Annotated in this window: 18 protein-coding genes and 1 pseudogene; 8 read left to right on the top strand and 11 right to left on the bottom strand. The window is 55.5% G+C overall.

Annotation, left to right across the window (positions count from 1 at the left end; genetic code table 11):
- Positions 1-82 precede the first annotated feature (82 nt).
- A complete protein-coding gene (gene dinG, locus EBL_RS12595; RefSeq protein WP_002439393.1) occupies positions 83-2,233 on the top strand; it encodes an ATP-dependent DNA helicase DinG in 2,151 nt (716 codons plus the stop codon).
- A gap of 28 nt (positions 2,234-2,261) precedes the next feature.
- Entirely contained in the window at positions 2,262-3,233 is a 972-nt protein-coding gene (ybiB, locus tag EBL_RS12590; protein WP_002439394.1) for a DNA-binding protein YbiB, read from the top strand.
- Positions 3,234-3,416: 183 nt separating this feature from the next.
- On the opposite strand, the gene bhsA is transcribed toward ybiB, so the two are convergent.
- From bhsA to EBL_RS12575, 3 genes are all read right to left on the bottom strand, one after another.
- Positions 3,417-3,674, bottom strand: coding sequence for a multiple stress resistance protein BhsA (gene bhsA / locus EBL_RS12585; RefSeq protein WP_002439395.1), 258 nt, complete (start codon positions 3,672-3,674; stop codon positions 3,417-3,419).
- A gap of 314 nt (positions 3,675-3,988) precedes the next feature.
- Positions 3,989-4,249 carry a DUF1471 family periplasmic protein McbA gene (gene mcbA / locus EBL_RS12580; protein ID WP_002439397.1) on the bottom strand — a complete coding sequence of 87 codons (261 nt, stop codon included), beginning with the start codon at positions 4,247-4,249 and terminating at the stop codon, positions 3,989-3,991.
- A gap of 153 nt (positions 4,250-4,402) precedes the next feature.
- The gene (locus EBL_RS12575) at positions 4,403-5,035 is read right to left on the bottom strand and encodes a flavin reductase family protein (protein ID WP_002439399.1); all 633 of its coding nucleotides are present in this window, start codon (positions 5,033-5,035) and stop codon (positions 4,403-4,405) included.
- A 91-nt stretch (positions 5,036-5,126) separates the two neighbouring features.
- On the opposite strand from EBL_RS12575, the gene rlmF reads away from it, so the two are divergent.
- On the top strand, positions 5,127-6,068 hold the full coding sequence (gene rlmF, locus EBL_RS12570; protein WP_002439400.1) for a 23S rRNA (adenine(1618)-N(6))-methyltransferase RlmF: 942 nt from the start codon (positions 5,127-5,129) through the stop codon (positions 6,066-6,068).
- A gap of 56 nt (positions 6,069-6,124) precedes the next feature.
- Here rlmF and glnQ read toward each other — a convergent pair whose 3' ends face one another.
- The 5 genes and pseudogenes from glnQ to rhtA all read right to left on the bottom strand — a co-directional run bounded on the left by glnQ (position 6,125) and on the right by rhtA (position 10,356).
- Positions 6,125-6,847: a glutamine ABC transporter ATP-binding protein GlnQ gene (gene glnQ, locus EBL_RS12565; protein WP_002439401.1), complete on the bottom strand. Its 723-nt coding sequence runs from the start codon at positions 6,845-6,847 to the stop codon at positions 6,125-6,127.
- Complete coding sequence (glnP, locus tag EBL_RS12560) at positions 6,844-7,503, bottom strand: glutamine ABC transporter permease GlnP (RefSeq protein ID WP_002439404.1); 660 nt, start codon at positions 7,501-7,503, stop codon at positions 6,844-6,846. Before glnP ends, glnQ begins: the two co-directional genes overlap by 4 nt.
- Positions 7,504-7,584: 81 nt before the next feature.
- Entirely contained in the window at positions 7,585-8,328 is a 744-nt protein-coding gene (gene glnH / locus EBL_RS12555; RefSeq protein WP_002439406.1) for a glutamine ABC transporter substrate-binding protein GlnH, read from the bottom strand.
- A 357-nt stretch (positions 8,329-8,685) separates the two neighbouring features.
- Entirely contained in the window at positions 8,686-9,189 is a 504-nt protein-coding gene (dps, locus tag EBL_RS12550; RefSeq protein ID WP_002439408.1) for a DNA starvation/stationary phase protection protein Dps, read from the bottom strand.
- A 269-nt stretch (positions 9,190-9,458) separates the two neighbouring features.
- A pseudogene (rhtA, locus tag EBL_RS12545) lies at positions 9,459-10,356 on the bottom strand (threonine/homoserine exporter RhtA).
- A gap of 352 nt (positions 10,357-10,708) precedes the next feature.
- Here rhtA and ompX point away from each other — a divergent pair.
- Positions 10,709-11,218 (top strand): outer membrane protein OmpX, encoded by a 510-nt coding sequence (gene ompX, locus EBL_RS12540; RefSeq protein WP_002439411.1) that lies wholly within the window; start codon positions 10,709-10,711, stop codon positions 11,216-11,218.
- Between the two features lie 54 nt (positions 11,219-11,272).
- Here ompX and EBL_RS12535 read toward each other — a convergent pair whose 3' ends face one another.
- Entirely contained in the window at positions 11,273-12,874 is a 1,602-nt protein-coding gene (locus EBL_RS12535; RefSeq protein WP_002439414.1) for a phosphoethanolamine transferase, read from the bottom strand.
- Positions 12,875-13,174: 300 nt separating this feature from the next.
- Positions 13,175-13,303: a manganase accumulation protein MntS gene (gene mntS, locus EBL_RS12530; protein ID WP_002439416.1), complete on the bottom strand. Its 129-nt coding sequence runs from the start codon at positions 13,301-13,303 to the stop codon at positions 13,175-13,177.
- Between the two features lie 183 nt (positions 13,304-13,486).
- Here mntS and mntR point away from each other — a divergent pair, with 183 nt between their 5' ends.
- Positions 13,487-13,948, top strand: coding sequence for a manganese-binding transcriptional regulator MntR (mntR, locus tag EBL_RS12525; RefSeq protein ID WP_002439419.1), 462 nt, complete (start codon positions 13,487-13,489; stop codon positions 13,946-13,948).
- Positions 13,949-13,983: 35 nt separating this feature from the next.
- Positions 13,984-15,069 (top strand): SLC13 family permease, encoded by a 1,086-nt coding sequence (locus EBL_RS12520; RefSeq protein WP_174270539.1) that lies wholly within the window; start codon positions 13,984-13,986, stop codon positions 15,067-15,069.
- 43 nt (positions 15,070-15,112) lie between these two features.
- On the opposite strand, the gene ldtB is transcribed toward EBL_RS12520, so the two are convergent.
- Positions 15,113-16,033 (bottom strand): L,D-transpeptidase, encoded by a 921-nt coding sequence (ldtB, locus tag EBL_RS12515; protein WP_002439421.1) that lies wholly within the window; start codon positions 16,031-16,033, stop codon positions 15,113-15,115.
- A gap of 235 nt (positions 16,034-16,268) precedes the next feature.
- On the opposite strand from ldtB, the gene EBL_RS12510 reads away from it, so the two are divergent.
- Both EBL_RS12510 and EBL_RS12505 read left to right on the top strand, forming a co-directional pair.
- On the top strand, positions 16,269-17,861 hold the full coding sequence (locus EBL_RS12510) for an ABC-F family ATPase (protein ID WP_002439422.1): 1,593 nt from the start codon (positions 16,269-16,271) through the stop codon (positions 17,859-17,861).
- Between the two features lie 280 nt (positions 17,862-18,141).
- A complete protein-coding gene (locus EBL_RS12505) occupies positions 18,142-19,695 on the top strand; it encodes a bifunctional metallophosphatase/5'-nucleotidase (RefSeq protein ID WP_373278360.1) in 1,554 nt (517 codons plus the stop codon).
- Positions 19,696-19,739 lie beyond the last annotated feature (44 nt).

The following is a 19,739-nucleotide window of genomic DNA, read 5'->3' as shown; positions in this document are numbered from 1 at the left end:
GCATCCTGCGGTTAAAAAGGTACGCCACGGCGGCAAAAAGTGGCAATATAGTGGTTGTTTATACAGTATTAGTGGTTATGACATGGCTCTCTCTGCGGCGGTAAAAGCGCAAATCAGCGCATGGTATAAGGCGCTCCAGCAACAAATTCCGGACTTTATCCCCCGTGCGCCCCAGCGCCAGATGATTGCCGAGGTGGCAAAAACCCTGGCCGGTGAAGAGGGCCGCCATCTGGCTATTGAGGCGCCGACCGGGGTCGGGAAAACGCTCTCCTACCTGATCCCCGGCATTGCGCTGGCCCGTGATGAGCAAAAAACCCTGGTGGTCAGTACCGCCAATGTGGCGCTGCAGGATCAAATCTTCAGTAAAGATTTGCCGCTGCTGGGCAAAATTATCCCCGAACTTAAATTTACCGCAGCCTTTGGTCGCGGGCGCTATGTGTGCCCGCGCAACCTGTCGATGCTCGCCTGCGGCGATGCTGACCACCAGGGGGATTTGCTGGCCTTTCTGGACGATGACATGGCCCCGGCAAGCCAGGCGGAGCAGACCCTGTGTGCCGGGCTGCAAAACGACCTCGCCAGCTACCGCTGGGACGGTCTGCGCGATCACAGCCACAAAACCATTGAAGACAGCCTGTGGGCGCGGCTCAGCACCGATAAAGCCAGCTGCCTGGGGCGTAACTGCCACTGGTATCGGGAGTGTCCGTTTTTTGTGGCGCGCAAAGCCATTACCGAGGCAGAAGTGGTCGTGGCGAACCACGCCCTGGTGATGGCCGCCCTGGAGAGCGACGCGGTACTGCCGGAGGCCAAAAATATGCTGCTGGTGCTTGATGAAGGCCACCACCTGCCGGATGTCGCCCGGGATGCCCTGGAGATGAGCGCCGAAATAACCGGCAGCTGGGTTCGCCTGCAACTGGATCTGTTTATTAAGCTGGTCGCCACCTGCCGGGAGCAGTTTCGCCCCAAATCCATGCCGCCGCTGGCAAATCCGGAGCGGCTGAGCGAACACTGTGATGAGGTCGCCGAACTGCTGGGGGCCCTTAACCAGGTGTTCAGCCAGCTACTGCCCCCACAGCAGGAGGCCGAATACCGCTTCCCGATGGGCGAACTGCCGGAAGAGATCCTCGCCCATGCTCAGCGGCTGGCGAAGCTGACCGACGGGCTGCGCGGCCTGGCAGAAGCGCTGCTGAACGATCTGAGCGAGCGCACCGGCCAGCAGGATATTGTGCGCCTGCACCGGGCGCTGCTGCAGATGAACCGGGCGCTGGGCCATTTTGAGGCCCAGAGTAAGCTGTGGAAACTGGCGGCAATGGTCCAGGCATCCGGGGCACCGGTATCCAAATGGGTGAGCCGCCAGCTGGCAGAGGGCCAGCCCCATCTGTATCTGCACTGTGTGGGGATCCGGGTCAGCGATCAGCTGGAAAAGCTACTGTGGCGCAGTGTGCCCCATGTGGTGGTCACCTCGGCGACGCTTCGCTCCCTGAACCGGTTTGACCGGCTCCAGGAGCTGAGCGGCCTGAAAGAGAAAGCCGGGGACCGGTTTGTCAGCCTGCCGTCGCCCTTTCACCATGTGGATCAGGGGAAGATTTTGATCCCCCGGATGCGCTATGAGCCGTCCATCGATAACGAGCCCCTGCATCTGGCGGAGATGGCCACATTCTTTCGCCAGGAGCTGGCAAAAGGGGAGCATAAAGGCATGCTGGTGCTGTTTGCCAGTATGCGTGCGCTCCAGTGTTTTCTGACCTTTGTGACCGATCTGCGCCTGACGCTGCTGGTCCAGGGGGATAAACCCCGCTACCGGCTGGTGGAGCTGCACCGTAAACGTATCGAAAAGGGCGAAACCAGCGTGCTGGTGGGGCTACAGTCCTTTGCCGAGGGGCTGGATCTCAAAGGGGAGTACCTCACCCAGGTGCATATTCATAAGATTGCCTTTCCGCCGGTAGACAGCCCGCCGGTGGTGACTGAAGGGGAGTGGCTGAAAAGCCTGAAGCGCTATCCCTTTGAAGTGCAAAGCCTGCCCAGTGCCTCGTTTAACCTTATTCAGCAAGTGGGGCGGCTTATCCGCAGCCACAGTTGCTGGGGGGAGGTTATCATTTATGACCGCCGGTTACTGACCAAAAACTACGGTAAGCGGCTGCTGGATGCGCTGCCGGTATTTCCCCTCTCGCAACCGGAAGTGCCGGAGGCTATAGTGAAGGCCAAAACCGTCACAACCCGTAAGCGCCGCAAACGCTAGCGACGCTCACTAACAAGGGAGCGATGCCGTGGACTACCGTAAAATAATTAAAGAAATTGGCCGTGGTAAGAATCATGCCCGGGATCTGGGTCTGGAGACCGCCCGGGAGCTCTACAGCCGGATGCTGGGCGCCGAGGTGCCGGATCTGGAGCTGGGGGGCATACTGATTGCCCTGCGAATCAAAGGAGAGGGAGAGGCCGAACTGCGCGGCTTTTACCAGGCTGTCCGGCAGCGCTGTATCCGGCTCACCCCGCCTGCCGGTAAGCCGATGCCGATTGTGATCCCCAGCTATAACGGGGCCCGTAAACAGGCCAATCTGACACCGCTGCTGGCGCTGTTGCTGAATAAGCTGGGCTATCCGGTGGTGGTGCACGGGGTGACCCGGGATCCCACCCGGGTCATTTCCGAAACGATTTTTGACTTGCTGGGGGTTGCGCCCGCACAGCACGCAGGCCAGGCTCAGGCCCGGCTGGATTCCCACCACCCGGTGTGGCTGCCGGTTAATGTGCTCTGCCCGCCGCTGGCGCAGCAGCTTGATTTGCGCTGGCGGATGGGGGTGCGCAATAGCGCCCATACCCTGGCGAAACTGGCGACCCCTTTTGCCGAAGACGCGGCGCTGCGTTTAGCCAGCGTCTCCCACCCGGAATATGTCCCGAAGGTGGCGCGCTTCTTTACTGATATCGGAGGGCGCGGTCTGCTGATGCACGGCACTGAAGGGGAGGTGTACGCCAATCCACAGCGCTGCCCGCAGATAAGCCTGATTACCGGGCAGGGAACACGGGTACTGTGCGAGCGCCAGGAGAACGTTGTGGTGGAGGATATTCCGCTACCGGCAGATAAAGACGCGGAAATCACCGCCCGCTGGAGCGAGCGCTGCCTGGCCGGGGTTGAGCCGGTGCCGGATGCCCTGAAGCTACAGATGGCCTGCTGTATTGTCGCCACCGGCGATGCGCCGGATCTCAGCCTGGCGCTGGATCGCGTAAATCAGGTGTTTGTGTAGGGGCCCTGCGTAACATGGCGGCATAGGTTAACGCCAGGCAAAAAAAAGCCCGCAATCATTGCGGGCCAAGGGATATCAAGGGTAAAGCAGGCATATAGCAGGCCTTCAGAATGCGGTTGGGTAGACCGCTATCTTTCACTGGCCGCAGGACACAGAATTAACTCAACACATTCACTTGCGTGATTATTTGTAAATCACCGCAGTACCGTGCATCAGGTTATTACCGGATGCAGAGGTAATTTCATAAGAAGAGGCGCCCGCTTTGGCGGCTTTAGCGGCCAGCTCGCTCTGGAGCTGATCAAGGTTGGTGGCGCCGGAAGCGGAAACAACCCCTATTTTCTGGCTGTTCGCCGGAGCATGGTCAACCTGCTGAGCGGCAAAAGCACCGAAAGAGAGCATGGAGAGCAGGGCGGTTACAGCAACATATTTAGTCGTTTTCATGGTTCTATCCTCAGCATTTATTCTGTAAAACGGGGGGTTATCCCGTTGATGTGATTATGTTCACACTTTTTGCAGAAAGATAAAACTAAGTAGAATTGATGACCTCGTTCTAATAATTTGAACAACTTTTAATCATTTGATTTATATGGGAAATAAACTACCACGCTGATAATTTCATGGGTGATTATGATCTTATGTTTTTATTGCGCACATTATGATAAGCACGCGAAAGGAAATAATGCGCAAGAAAACAAACGACTGGTGAATTCCGCCCTTCCCAAAGAAGGGCGGTCCGTAAGGGACACCGCACCAGGCTACTTGTAGATATTAGCCGTACCGAACATTTTGTTTTCCCCCCCGGCGGAGGTAATCACATAGCCTTTTGCCCCTTCCTGTCGGGCTTTTTCGGCAAGCTGGGCCTGCAGATCATCAAGATTGCTGGCACCACTGGCAGAGACCGTTCCGGCCTTATGAAGCTGCCCCAGCTGTTCCTGCGTGAGTGTCTGTGCGGCAAAACTGCCGTGCGCGGCGCTGACCAGCAGCGCGGCGGTAACGACTAAAAGCAGTTTTTTCATTTTTACACCTCTTGGCGATAGTGCTATCAGAACCACAAATCTGACACTACTAAGTTTAGGTGCCTGCCGGGGGCCGGGTAGTAAAAATCCCTCACTCTTTTGTTCTATTTCGGTATGACAACCCTGGTCCGTTAGTCGTAAATGGAAGATGGGTTATCCGGGCCTGCGGGCACCCGGACGCAGTAAGTCAAAACGCTGGCTTTCATCAATACTGTAGTAGGCGCCCGCCCCACCGGCGCGCAATACGGGCCGGGCTTTCGCTGTCTGGTAAATACCGTTTTCCAGCAGCGACTCATCAATATGTACGGCGACGACCTCTCCCAGCACCAGCCAGGTGTCTACCGGCTCACCGGCGGCGCTGGTCAGTTGCAGATGTTGTGATAACCGGCATTCAAAATTCACCGGGCTTTCGGCCACCAGCGGTGACGGCACCCGGGTTCCCGGCAGGGGGGTTAAGCCCGCGCGGATAAACTCATCCTCCCCGTGGGGCAGTGCTGCGGAGGTTTCATTCATCTTTTCTGCCAGGTCGCGGGTGGTCAGATTCCAGACAAAATGCCCGGTGGCAATAATATTGCTGACGCTGTCTTTCCAGCCGTTACTGGAAAAACCGATGATCGGCGGGCGGTAGTTAAAACAGTTGAAAAAACTGTAAGGGGCCAGATTATTGCGCCCGAGGGGATCGACGGAGGAGATCCAGCCAATGGGCCGGGGCCCGATAATGGCGTTTAGGGGATCGTGAGGTAAACCGTGGCCCTTTGCGGGCTCATAATAGTAGCGACGGGTCATTGCAGGCTCCGTTTGTCTGATTATTGTATGCGGAACAGTTTACCGCCCCGCTGTCAGCAGGTATCTTACGCGACCTGACAGGAGAAAGCCGATGAAAACTGTAAGTCCCCGCAAGCCAGGGCTACACCCGAGAAACCGTCATCACCAGCGGTATGATTTTACTGCACTGTGCCAGGATTGCCCGGCGCTGGTGCCGTTTTTACGCACCGCCCCCGGTGGCGATAAGACCATTGATTTTGCCGATCCGGAGGCGGTGAAGTGCCTGAACCAGGCATTACTGGCCCATTTTTACCAGGTCCGGGAGTGGGCAATTCCTGACGGTTTTTTATGCCCGCCGGTGCCCGGCCGGGCGGATTATATTCATCATCTGGCGGACCTTCTGGCAGAGCACCGCAACGGCGTGCCGCCACGTCAGGCCAGCGTGCTGGATATCGGCACCGGCGCCAATCTTATCTACCCGCTGGTGGGGAACTGTGAATACGGCTGGCGCTTTACCGGCAGTGAGATAAACGAAGCCGCGCTGAAAAATGCCAGCCGGATCATTAGCGCCAACCCGGGGCTGAGTAAACATATCCGTCTGCGCCGCCAGAAGGACAGCAGCGCCTTCTTTAAAGGCATTATCCACAGTGCAGAGTGCTACGACGCCACCCTGTGCAACCCGCCGTTCCATGATTCTGCCGACACGGCCCGGGCAGGCAGTGAACGCAAGCGGCGTAACCTGGGCGTGAAAAGTGAGAGCCTGAACTTCGGCGGCCAGCAGCAGGAGCTGTGGTGCCCCGGTGGTGAGGTGGCCTTTATTAAAGGCATGATTGCTGAAAGTGTCGCCTTCCGCCGCCAGGTGCTGTGGTTCACGACGCTGGTCTCCCGGGGGGATAACCTGCCGGTGTTATACCGGGCGCTCCAGGAGGCCGGGGTGGAGAAGGTTGTGAAGCTGGAGATGGCCCAGGGCCAGAAGCAGAGCCGGATCCTGGCCTGGAGTTTTATGAATGACGAACAGCGCCAGCGCTGGGCGGCAAGCCGGTTTACCGGCTGATTGACTGGCTGAGGCCAACCTAAAATGCCGCCAGGGATTCTGGCGGCGTGAAGGCATCAGGATACGTGCTGCAGGAACTCTTTCAGGCGCGGGCTCTGCGGGTTATTGACCAGCTCGCGGGGATCGCCGTCTTCCGCAATCCGCCCCTTATCAATGAAGATAAGCCGGGAGGCCACCTTCTCAGCAAAGCCGATTTCATGGGTGACGATAACCATGGTCATGCCTTCTTCGGCCAGATCCTGCATCACTTTCAGCACTTCATGGCGCAGCTCCGGATCCAGGGCTGAGGTGGGCTCATCAAACAGCATCATCTTCGGCTTCACCGCCAGCGCGCGGGCAATGGCCACACGCTGCTGCTGGCCACCGGAGAGCTCAGACGGGTAGTGATGGGCGCGTTCAGCAAGGCCAACCTTTGCCAGCAGCGCTTTGGCCTGCTGTTCCGCATCGGTTTTGCTGGTGTGGCGCACCCGCAGCGGGCCAAATGCCACGTTATCCAGCGCGGTTAGATGCGGGAACAGGTAGAACTGCTGGAACACCATGCCCGCTTCCTGGCGGATCAGGCGCTCGTCCACTTTAGGATCGTTCACCTTCATGCCGTCAACAATCAGCTCGCCGCTGGTTATCTCCTCCAGCTTATTGATGCAGCGCAGCAGGGTTGATTTACCGGAGCCGGACGGGCCGATAATCACCACCACTTCACCTTGTTTAATATGCAGGTCGATATTGTGCAGCACCTGGGTCTGGCCGAAGTGCTTGGAGACGTTTTTAAATTCAATCACAGGATTTTCATCCTTTTTTCAAGGCGGCGCAGAACAAAGCTCAGAACCAGCGTGATAATCAGATAGATAACTGCCACGGCGCTCCAGATTTCCAGCGCGCGGAAGTTACCGGCAATAATTTCCTGGCCCTGGCGGGTCAGCTCGGCCACGCCGATAACAATAAACAGCGAGGTATCTTTAATGCTGATGATCCACTGGTTACCCAGCGGCGGCAGCATACGGCGCAGGGCCAGCGGCATAATCACATAGCGAATGGTTTCCCAGCGGGAGAGCCCCAGTGCCAGGCCCGCTTCGCGAAAGCCCCGGTGAATGGAGAGCACGGCACCACGGGTGATTTCTGCAATATAGGCACCGGAGTTGATCATAATGGTGACCACTGCGGCGCTGAACGGATCGATGCGCAGATCGCTAAAGGCCATCGGCAGGGCGAAGTAGATAAACATTACCTGGACGACAATCGGTGTGCCGCGGATAACTTCGATAAATACCAGGGCGATATGGTTGGCAAGCCAGCCGCCGAAGGAGCGGGCAAAACCCGCTATCAGGCCAATCACTAAGCCGCCCAGCAACCCGATGACCGAGATCAGCAGCGTCATTTTTGCCCCTTCAAGCAGGAGCGGGATGGCGGGCCAGATGGCACTCCAGTCAAACTGCATAATAATATCCTGTATTACCGTGGTTCAAAAATAGCAGGGGCGTAACGCCGCCCCTGAGGTGATAACTACATCTTGTTATTATTATTTAGGTTCGGTGCCGAACCATTTTTTGTAGATCTGGTTGTAGGTGCCGTTATCACGCAGGGTTTTCAGCGCACCGTTAACCTTTTCGCGCAGCGCATCGTTACCTTTCGGGAAGGCGATACCGTACTGCTGGGCTTCCAGCGATTCGCCTACCGCTTTGAACTGACCGTGACCGGCGGTTTTGATGAAGTAAAGAATATTCGGGGTGTCGTGCAGTACCGCGTCTGCCCGGTTAGTACCTAACTCCATGTAGGCGTTGTCGATATTCGGGAACTGGCGCAGATCTTTGGTTTTAATATTGGCTTTTGCGTAGTCGACCGAGCCGGTGCCGCTCTTCACGGCAACGATTTTACCGTCCAGATCTTTAACACTTTTTACCTCGTCATTACTGGCTTTTACCATCACCAGCAGGCCGCTTTTGTAGTAGCCATCGGAGAAATCAATCGCTTTTTTGCGCTCGTCGGTAATGGTGATACCGGCCAGAGCAAGGTCAACGTTTTTGGTCTGCAGCGCCGGGATAATGCCGCTGAAGTCCATCGGTTTCAGGGTGTAATCCAGTTTCAGCTCTTTGGCAATCGCGTCCCATAAATCCACATCGAAGCCGACATATTTATTGCCCTGTTTAAATTCGAACGGGACAAAGGCGGTATCTGTCGCGACAACCAGCTTGTCCGCCGCCTGTGCTGAAACGGCAAAAGCCAGGGAGAGTGCGGCCAGTGAAACTTTAAACATAGACTTCATAGCATTTCCTTTGATTAATCCACGGGGCTGTCCCCTGGGTAAGCAAGACTCTGGTATGAAAGAATCATGCCATCTTTTCAACGTGCTGATTTAACAGGGAACTATTTTTGTAGCATTGCATAAAAATGGATGCAATAGTGGCGAAATGCACCATTTTGGTGCTCTGTTTTGGTGCGCCTGGAAAGGGATGCAGCCAGTTATTCTTTTTACCCTGTGGGCCACGGGTAAAACAATCTCTGGTTAACGTTTTTGTGATGTGATTTATACAGAAAATTAACGTTGGGTGGGAGATTGCACTACGAAGGTGCATCATTATGGTGCATCCCTCTCCGGCGGAGAGGGATAATGCAGGGAAATTTATTCGATATTTGCTTCAATAAACCACAGGAATTTATCCAGATCCCGTGATGCAGCAGTGAAAATGTCTGCTGTGTCTTCGTCTTTGGCTTCTGAAATGGCTTTACGGATGTCATTTGCCACTACCGCATAACGCTCGGCCAGCTCTTTCAGGTGATCCTGTACTGAGTGGATATCCAGCGGGTAGCTTTTCAGCGGTGTATTGCTGTTGATAACCTGGGTTGTGCCCAGCGCCACGCCACCCAGCTGAACGGCGCGTTCCGCCATGGTGTCCAGATGATCGGTCAGTGCGGTACGGAAACCATCGAGCATTTCGTGGACCGCAATAAAATTAGCACCGCGCATGTTCCAGTGAGCCTGTTTGGTGATCAGCGACAGATCGATAAACTGGATAACCTGGCGGTTCAGCAGCTCAACGGTGGCTTTCTTTTCACTGTCCGCAACATCGTTACGGGTATAAACCAGATCAGTAGTTTTAGTTTTTACCAATTTAGCGGTACTCATAATCTCATATCCTCTTGATGTAATAGTCCTGATTACTGAACGGCATTAAGTATAGCACCGAATTTTTCCTGCGCCGTGCGGGATAATACCTATCAGTTGAATAGGAGTATTATGATTGAAAATATTAATCATTAAATATCAGTGTATTATGAGAGCGCTCTGTAAACAGTGCTGGTTTATGAAGGATTTATGAAATATTAAGACAGCCGCAGGGTTGCGGCTGTCAGCGGAATTATTGGCTGGCCAGCAAGGCGGCCAGAAATATTGACTTATTCCTGATTTATATCAACAGATTTAATTTTAGCGGCCGGTTTGTTTCATGGTCAGCGTTGAGCCCGCAGAGGCCGCAATAATCGCCAGTAACGCCAGCGTCTGGGTGCGGGTGAGCATTTCGCCAAGAAACAGCATGCCAGACAGGGCCCCCACCGCAGGCTCCAGGCTCATCAGGGTGCCGAACGTGCGCGCCGGTAGCCGCGTCAGGGCTATCATCTCCAGCGAATAGGGCAGCGCCGTGGACAATAATGCAATCCCAAGCCCGAGGGGCAGCAGCGACCAGCTGAAAATAGAGGTCTCTGCCTGGAAAGCCCCGAGGGGGACAAAAATGATCGCCGCAATTACCGAGCCTGCCGCCACCGTCGCCGGGCCGTGTCCGGCCCCGGCCCGGGCGCCGCTGAGAATATAAATGGCCCAGCAGGCCCCCGCGCCAAGGGCGAACAGGGCCCCCGTCAGATCGATGGCGGACACAGACTGGCCCAGGGGCAGCAGGAACCATAACCCCACCACTGCCAGTAATACCCAGAGGAAATCCACCCCGCGCCGGGAAGCAAACAGCGCAATGGCCAGTGGGCCGGTAAATTCAAGGGCGACCGCAATCCCCAGCGGGATCCGCTGTAATGAGAGGTAGAACAGGTAGTTCATCCCGCCCAGCGCCAGCCCGTAACATAGCAGGGGAAGGCGCTGTTCGCGGGTAAAGCGCAGGCGCCAGGGTTTGAAAAACAGCACCAGGATGACGGTGCCAATGCCGAGCCGCAGCGCGGTGACCCCCTCAGCCCCCACCAGCGGAAACAGGGTTTTGGCCAGCGAGGCGCCGCCCTGGATAGAAACCATTGCAATAAGTAGAATCAGTACCGGTGCCCAGCGGGGTATGCTGGTCTGGGAAGAGGGCATCATGGGCCTTGTAAACCTGTGTCAGTATGTATGATGATAGGTAAGACTACTCAAGGTTGCTTAAATAGCACGAATGGCTTGATTGTTCATTTAACAAAAAGTTCAACTGAGTAGTAAAATAGCCATATGCCGGTTAAAGTAACCGAAGCATAAGACAATTTGATGATGACAGAGTTGCCCGTTACGGGACAGAAAAAGGTGTGATTGCTGTTTGTCTGGATGAAAAACAATCACTCATGGAAATGTTCTGTTACACCAAGAGCTCATGCGACATCAGGAACTACTAAAAGTTTCCTAAATACTTTGATATATTTATCGCATGGGACTTATTTGAAGCACATTTGAGGTGGTTATGAAAAAAATTGCGTGTCTTTCAGCTCTGGCTTGTGTTCTGGCCGTTTCTACTGGTACTGCGTTCGCAGGCACTGCAACCGTAACTGGTGGCTATGCTCAGAGCGATATGCAGGGTAAAGCGAACAAAGCAAGCGGCTTTAACTTAAAATATCGTTATGAATTCGACGATAGCAATCCGCTGGGTGTGATCGCTTCCTTCACCTACACTGAAAAGAATCGTTCCGGTGACGGTTACCACAAAGACCAGTACTACGGAATCACTGCGGGTCCTGTTTACCGTCTGACTGACTGGGCAAGCATCTACGGTGTTGTGGGTGTTGGTGCTGGTCGTTTCCAGAGAACCGAAGGTTCTCATAACGGTAGCACATCAGATGCTGGCTTCTCTTACGGTGCTGGTCTGCAGTTCAACCCGTGGGAAATGGTTGCTCTGGATGTTGGCTACGAGCAGAGCCGCATCCGCAGTGTTGATGTTGGCACCTGGATCGTGGGCGCGGGTTACCGCTTCTGATCCTCTGCCTGCAGAGAAAAATCCGCCTCCGGGCGGATTTTTTTTTGCCTGCGATCAGCGAAAACCGGGCAGTTTCGGATCGGCGCCGGTAAACAGATCATTCCCCAGCCGGTTGTAGTCCACTTTTTGCAGTTTAAAACTGGTCACGGACACTTTCCCGGCGGGCTCGCCGGAGATAAAGCGGTATTTGCTGACCAGCTCCCGGGTTTTGATACCGGTCCACTGGGAAAAAAAGTGAAGAAAATCATTGGCGGATCGCCGGGCGGTAATCAGACGGTGGCGGGTATCATCGCTGGAGAGCACCATAAACGGCACCTGGAAATTCTGCCGGAAGGCATCATCATGGGCCAGATACTGCTCCGCTGTGCCGCGCTGTTTCAGCGCCAGCCCGTGATCGGAAAAATAGGCCATGGAGAAGCTCTCCCCGCTGTCGCGCAGCTGCTGGTAAAGCTGCGCCAGCAGGTTATCGGTCCGGGTAATGCTGTACAGATAGCAGGAGGTCTCCTTCGACTGGACAAACTCCCGGTATTGCTGGTGTGTCCGGTCGCAGGCCTGCGGGTGTGAGCCCATCAGATGCAGCACGATCAACTGGGGCTGGCTGCGGGGAACCGCCAGCACCTGGGCGGTCATTTTCAGCAGTTGCTCATCGGAGGTATCCTTACTGGCCTCAAAGTTCCCGTCTTTCAGAAAGTGCACTTCGTCCGCCCGCCGGGCAATACTGGCGATGGCGGTATCATAGGTGCCAATTTGCCCCTGGTTGGAAAACCACCATGACTGAAACCCGGCCCGGTTGGCCAGGGTGACAAAATTATCCTGATACTGGGGTTTCCCGTCGACCACCCGGTTGAGGGTGAGGCCGAGCGACTTCTGGGTAGAGCCGCTGGCGGCAATATAGTCCTGAAAGAACACCCCCTTCACGCGGCTGGCAAAAGGGGTATTGTCCCAGTGCCCGCCAAAGGCACCCAGCGCATCCCGCCGGGCGCTTTCGCCAATCACCACCACATATATATGGTAACGGGGCTTTACTGAGACCAGGGTCCAGGCATCTTTCTGGCGGGCGAGCTGTTTCATCCGCGCCTGCTCCTGCATGACCTCCTGGTTACTGATAATCACATCGCGCACAAAGCGCCCGGTGGGGTAGCCGGTCTCCAGCAGGGTGAGCCCCCAGCCGGTCAGGTAGTTGTGCACGGGCAGAATAAAGTAACACACCAGGCTGAAAACCAGAGCGGCACTGTGCAAAAGCTCCCAGCGCGGGCGGGCTGTGCGCGGGCGCCACAGCGCCACGGCACCCAGGGCCAGGATAACCAGCGACACCGCGTAGCTGTGCCAGGGGAACAGGGTCAGCATTTCGGCGGACTCCTGCACGTCGGTCGCGTGCATCGCCAGCAGGGTATTAAAGTTGGGGGCGCCCCAGGTCTGGCCAAACGGGTAATAGCTGGCGGCGAGTAATGTCCAGAAGCCTGTCAGCGTTTTTTGTAAACGGGGGGCTAGCTGCCACAGCACCAGCAGCACACAGCAGGAGGCGGCGGCATACAGCAGGCTGACACCATAACCGAGGGCCGTGTTAATCAGCAGCGACTGGAGAAAATAAAACCCAGGCCAGAGGGAAAAGGCCACGCGACGGGTGGCTGAAGCGGATTTTACGGTAGCAGTCATAAGTTACGGCTCTTACACCTCAGGCAAACTCTGGCGGTATCTGGCTGGTCAGGACGGATAATGTGCGTGGTGGACACGGGATATTGCCCGGCGTGGGGGCACGCCTGCCGGCAGCATGAAGATAAAGGGGTTATTCGATCAAATCAATGGCTGGTAACCACTTGTTTTGCGAGTCGGACTACAAAAACTGACAAAAGACCACAGAGAGGGGAAACGGGCAGGGATCAGGACGAAAAAAACGGCGGGCATGGCATAAGCACCCGGGGGAAGAGGGCGTGGCCCGAACTGGCCGGGCCCGGATCAGGACGGCATATCCGGTTTATTTTGTGGTTTGCCGTTAACCAGATCGCAGATCATGGTGAGTAATTTCAGGCGCACCTGAAAGGGTGAGTGAGTAAACACAGCTAAGCACCTTTTGAGTTCGTTCATCAGCTTTTCCTCCCGCTGTTCTGACCAGACTCCGTTCTGGCGATGAGATTACATACAGATATAGCACAGGCTATATTTTATAGCTATTGCTATTTCGTTATTTTTTTGTTGTTTTGGCACTGTGGTTTACAATGAGCGCTCTTTTGTCGCCCCCATTGGCGACGTTGCCCCGGAGAACGCAATATGAGCCGTCAGGCAGGTAAGCCCGTCATAAAAAAAGAGTCCCAGCTGGTTAATGTGGAAGAGCATGTCGCGGGGTTCCGCCAGGTCCGGGAGGCTCACCGGCGTGAGCTGATTGATGACTACCTGGAGCTGATTGACGATCTGATCCGCGAAAGCGGCGAAGCGCGCCAGGTGGATATGGCCGCCCGGCTCGGGGTATCCCAGCCGACCGTTGCCAAAATGCTAAAGCGCCTGGCATCGGTGGGGCTGATTGAGCAGATCCCGTGGCGCGGAGTCTCTCTGACCCCTGAAGGGGAGAAACAGGCCCAGGCCAGCCGCGAGCGCCACCATATTGTGGAAAACTTTCTGTTAACCCTCGGGGTGAGTGCCGATACGGCCCGGCGCGATGCCGAAGGCATTGAGCACCATGTCAGTGACGAGACGCTGGAAATCTTCCGCCAGTTCACGGCCCGCAAAGGCTGATCACCGTGATAGTTACCCCTCTGGTTCGCGCCGTGATGCGCGATCGTTTTTTACAGCTATTGCTGGTCACCGGTCTGCTGCTCTGCCTGTTTGTTCCGTTCCACCCCCGGGCGTGGCCCGGCGCCATTGACTGGAAAACCATTATTACCCTCAGCGGCCTGATGATGCTGACCAAAGGCATGGAGCTGAGCGGCTACTTTGATGTGCTGGGGCGTAAAATGGTGCGCCGGTTTCGTACCGAGCGCGCCCTGGCACTGTTTATGGTGGCCGCTGCCGCACTGTTATCCACCTTTCTGACCAACGATGTGGCGCTGTTTATTATTGTGCCGCTGACCATTATTCTGCGCAAAATGTGTGCGCTGCCGGTGAGCCGGTTAATTATTTTCGAAGCGCTGGCGGTCAATAGCGGCTCGCTGCTGACCCCCATCGGCAACCCGCAAAATATTCTGCTGTGGGGGCGCTCGGGCCTGACATTCACCGGGTACATTCTGGAGATGCTGCCGCTGGCCGCCGTGCTGATGGTGAGTTTGCTGATCCTGTGCTGGTGGTGCTTCCCGGCCCGCCCGCTGGTGTATCACGCCTCCACGGAGCGGGTTGACTGGCGGCGCCGATTGCTGGTGGCCAGCGCCGTGGGCTACGGGATCTTTATTACCGCGCTGGAGCTTCGCCAGCCGCTGGTGGGGCTGATTATCGTGGCGCTTATCTTTCTGGGGTTTGCCCGCCGGGTGATCACCTCCATCGACTGGACCCTGCTGGCGGTGTTTGTGGTGATGTTTATTGATGTGCACCTGCTGACACAACTGCCGGTGCTGACCCGCGACTTACCGGCGCTGGCAGGCCTGGGGCAGGGGGGCGTATTTGCCGCCGGGATCGGGCTTTCTCAGGTTATCAGTAATGTGCCCGCCACGATTTTGCTGGTGAATTATCTGCCTGCGGATCGGGTGCTGGCCTGGGCGGTGAATATTGGCGGGTTCGGGCTATTGCCCGGATCGATGGCTAACCTGATTGCGCTGCGTATGGCGGCGGACCGGCGTATCTGGTGGCGTTTTCATCTTTATTCGCTGCCCGCGCTTGCCTGGGCGGCGCTGTGTGGTTATCTGCTGCTGAAGTGTATCGGGTAGTGGGGAGAACTCAGGGGGAGGGCTCCCCCTGAGGTATAACGGATTAGTTCAGGCGAACCGGCATCCCGGAGCGGGTATCTACCGCCTGCTTAACCACATTCTGATCAACATCAGCCTGTGACGTTACGGCGGTCACGGCCTTGGTCATGGTGATCGGCACCACTTCGTTGTTGTCAATCTGGGCTTCGCTGGTAGACAGCGGGTTATGCACTTCAAGATAGCGCGCGCCGTTTGGCTCGGTGGTGGCTTTTACCGGCTCGTCGATAAACTCAACGCGGGTGCCAACCGGCACGTTATCAAACAGGAATTTGATATCGTCTTTACGCAGGCGCACACAACCGTGGCTCACGCGCAGGCCAATCCCGAAGTTAGCGTTAGTGCCGTGCAGGGCGTACAGGCGGCCGATATAGAGCGCGTACAGCCCCATCGGGTTATCCGGTCCTGAAGGCACAACCGCCGGTAACGGGTTACCTTCGGCGATATATTCCGCGTGCATTTTGGCCGTTGGCGTCCAGGTCGGACCGGCTTTTTTACGCTCAACTTTGGTGACCCAGTTTACCGGGGTATCACGGCCTAACTGGCCGATACCGATCGGCAGCACGATAACGGTATTGGTGCCTTTCGGGTAGTAATAAAGGCGCATTTCCGCACTGTTGATGACAATACCTTCGTGTTTGGTATCCGGCAGGATCAACTGCTGGGGGATAGTCAGTGTGGTACCGGCCTTCGGCAGGTAAGGGTCAACGCCCGGGTTGGCTTCCAGCATGTTGGACAGGCCAAGCTGATACTGGGCGGCGTAATATTCCAGGGGCAGAGTGCTGCCCTGCGGAACAGTAACAACCTGGTTTTCACCCACCAGGCGGCTGCCATCAGTAGGGAGCGGATAAGTCACAGCAGAAGCGTTGCTACAAATACCAGCTATCGCCAGTGCTGCCAGGAAAAACGTGCGTAATTTCATAGTCATTTGATGTGTTATTCAACGCAGTGATAAATGGCCACACTGCGATATGGGTTAATAAAACAGGTGACGATGCCGGATGGGCATTATATGTGCATACCCCGCTATTGGGAATTAGGATGTGGATTAAATCACAATTTTTTCTGGCCGGGCTTGAGCGCCATCGCGCCGGAAGGGGGCGACCCGATTTCACTCTTGTGGCATAATGCGCCGTTTATCACATTTTACCCAGGAATGACCCGTGTTAGTTTCCAGTAACGTCACTATGCAGTTTGGCAGCAAGCCGCTGTTTGAAAATATCTCCGTCAAGTTTGGCGGCGGTAACCGCTATGGCCTTATCGGCGCCAACGGCAGCGGCAAATCCACCTTTATGAAGATTCTGGGGGGTGATCTGCAGCCAACTGCCGGTAACGTCTCGCTTGATCCCAATGAGCGGATCGGTAAGTTGCGTCAGGATCAGTTTGCCTTTGAACAGTTCAGCGTACTGGATACGGTGATTATGGGCCACGGGGAACTGTGGGAGGTCAAACAGGAGCGCGATCGCATCTACGCGCTGCCGGAAATGAGCGAAGAAGACGGCTACAAAGTGGCCGATCTGGAAGTGAAATACGGCGAAATGGATGGCTACTCTGCGGAGTCCCGCGCCGGTGAACTGCTGTTAGGGGTGGGGATCCCGCTGGAGCAGCACTACGGGCCAATGAGCGAAGTGGCCCCGGGCTGGAAGCTGCGTGTGCTGCTGGCCCAGGCCCTGTTCTCCAACCCGGATATTTTGCTGCTCGATGAGCCGACCAACAACCTGGATATCGACACCATCCGCTGGCTGGAGCAGGTGCTCAACGAGCGCGACAGCACCATGATTATTATTTCCCACGACCGCCACTTCCTGAATATGGTGTGTACCCATATGGCGGATCTGGACTACGGCGAGCTGCGCGTGTACCCGGGGAACTATGATGAGTACATGACCGCCGCCACCCAGGCCCGGGAGCGCCTGCTGGCCGACAACGCCAAGAAAAAGGCCCAGATTGCCGATCTGCAGTCGTTTGTCAGCCGCTTTAGCGCCAACGCGTCTAAATCCCGCCAGGCCACATCCCGTGCCCGCCAGATAGATAAAATTCAGCTGGAAGAGGTCAAAGCCTCCAGCCGCCAGAACCCGTTTATCCGCTTCGAGCAGGACAAAAAACTGTTCCGTAACGCCCTGGAAGTGGAAAACCTCACCAAAGGGTTTGATAACGGCCCGCTGTTTAAAAATGTAAAAATGCTGCTGGAAGTGGGCGAGAAGCTGGCCGTGATGGGGACCAACGGCGTGGGTAAATCAACCCTGCTGAAAACCCTGGTCGGTGAGCTGACCCCGGAAAACGGCACCGTGAAGTGGTCTGAAAATGCCCGTATCGGCTATTACGCCCAGGATCACGCGGCGGATTTCGACAATGACCTGAGCGTGTTCGACTGGATGAGCCAGTGGAAGCAGGAAGGGGACGACGAACAAGTGGTGCGCGGTATTCTTGGCCGCTTACTGTTCAGCCAGGATGATATTAAGAAGCAGGCGAAGGTACTGTCCGGTGGCGAAAAGGGCCGTATGCTGTTCGGTAAGCTGATGATGCAGCGCCCGAATATCCTGATTATGGATGAACCCACCAACCACCTGGATATGGAGTCTATCGAATCCCTGAACATGGCGCTGGAGATGTACCAGGGCACGCTGATTTTCGTTTCCCACGATCGCGAGTTCGTCAGCTCCCTGGCGACCCGGGTGCTGGAGATAACCCCGGAGCGGGTGGTGGACTTCACCGGCGGTTACGAAGACTACCTGCGCAGCAAAGGTATCGAATAACCCCCCCGGCGGGCGCGGCTTGCCGCGCCCCGTCTTTTACCGGAATAGCGGTGCGCATTATTCCGGTATCTCCTGCCCGTGGCGTATTTCCCTGCGGTGAATTGCGGATAATATAAATATGTCCACAATAATAGTTAACTCCTGCCCACTGAATAAAACACAACGCAAATAATAGAAGTATTACTAAAACCAGTGCCCTGAGTGATAAATCACAGAAATCTGGCCGGGCGGTTCGCTATTCTGGCGTGATCTGATGTTTACTCATTTACAGGGGATCATTATGAAGATGATTAACAGGATTAATTTATTTATTATCGGGCTGTTGTGGATGTGCGGCCCGGCAGTAGCAGCAGAGATCACTATCTATCACACTAATGATTTGCACGCTAACGTACTGCCTTTTAAAGCGCCTTATGTCAGTGAAGATAAAAAGATCGGGGGATTTGCCAATATTGCCACTATCGTCAAACAGGCGAAAGCCAGCAATGATGGGGTGTTCTTTTTCGACGCCGGGGACTTTTTCACCGGGCCGTATATCAGCACGCTCACCAAAGGTGAGGCCATCGTTGATATTATGAATAAAATGTCATTCGACGCGGTCTCTATTGGTAATCATGAGTTTGATCATGGTGTCCCCAATATGAAAGAGCAGCTGAATAAAGCCACCTTCCCGGTGTTGCTGGGCAACCTGTTCTATGAAGGCAGTGACAAGCCCGTGTGGGATAAACCCTATGTTCTGCTGGAGAAGGCTGGTGTCAAAGTGGGGGTTATTGGTCTGCACGGGAAATTCGCCTTCTACGATACGGTAAATAAAAATATGCGCAATGGGGTAGAAATGCGCGATGAAGTGGCATACCTGAAAAAATATATTCAGGAAATCCGCGATAAAGTCGATATAACGGTATTACTGGTTCATGAAGGCGTACCGGCACGGCAATCCAGTATTGGCAGTGGCGATGTCAGCCGGTTATTAAAAAAAGATATCGAGCTGGCAAAACAGGTACAGGGGCTGGATATTCTGATTACCGGCCATGCTCATGTGGGCACACCGGAGCCGATTAAAGTAAACGAGACATTAATTGTCTCCACCGATGCCTACGGTATTAATCTTGGCAAACTGGTCGTTAATATTGATGATAAAAGCCGGAAAATAACCGGCTATAACGGGAGGCTGATTAATATTTTCGACGGTGACGTTACCCCGGATCCACAAACGGCGGAAGCGGTAGCCCACTGGACAGATAAACTGGCACAGATTACGCAGCAGAAAATTGGCAATGCCAGCGCCGGGTTAACCCGCGCTTACGGGGCGTCGTCTCCGGTGGGTAATCTGGTTGGGGACGCCTTTTTAGCGGCAGAGCCACGGGCGCAGCTGGCCTTTGTTAACAGCGGCGGTTTGCGCAGTGAACTGCCCCGGGGGGAGATTACCCTTGGGGATATTATCACCATGTTCCCCTTCCCGGACGATTTAAGCTACACGGAAATTAACGGCAAACAGCTGCGGGCGTTAATGAATCACGCGGCAAATCTGACCAACGGTGTCCTGCAGGCCTCAAAAGGGATTGAGATGACCTACGACAGCCGCAAGCCACTTGACCAGCGCCTGATCTCACTGACAGTACAGGGGCAACCGGTGAAGGATGATGCCTGGTATCCGGTGGTGGTGAACTCGTTCCTGGCAACCGGCGGTGACGGATTCAGCGCCTTTGCGGCAGGGCGCAATACCCGAGTATTACCCGGTAGCGGGGCGACGGGCGCGGTTGTGGCCTATATCAAAGCACAGGCGGAAATCACCCCCAGTGAAGAAATGCGGATTAAAGACGTGGCGCCGTAATCCGGGGCACCGGTGGGGGGCGGCTGCGCCCCCGCCGTGATGGG

This window comes from Shimwellia blattae DSM 4481 = NBRC 105725 (assembly GCF_000262305.1).
In the GTDB taxonomy this organism is placed as follows: Bacteria; Pseudomonadota; Gammaproteobacteria; order Enterobacterales; family Enterobacteriaceae; genus Shimwellia; species Shimwellia blattae.
This window is presented reverse-complemented; position numbering and strand designations above follow the sequence as displayed.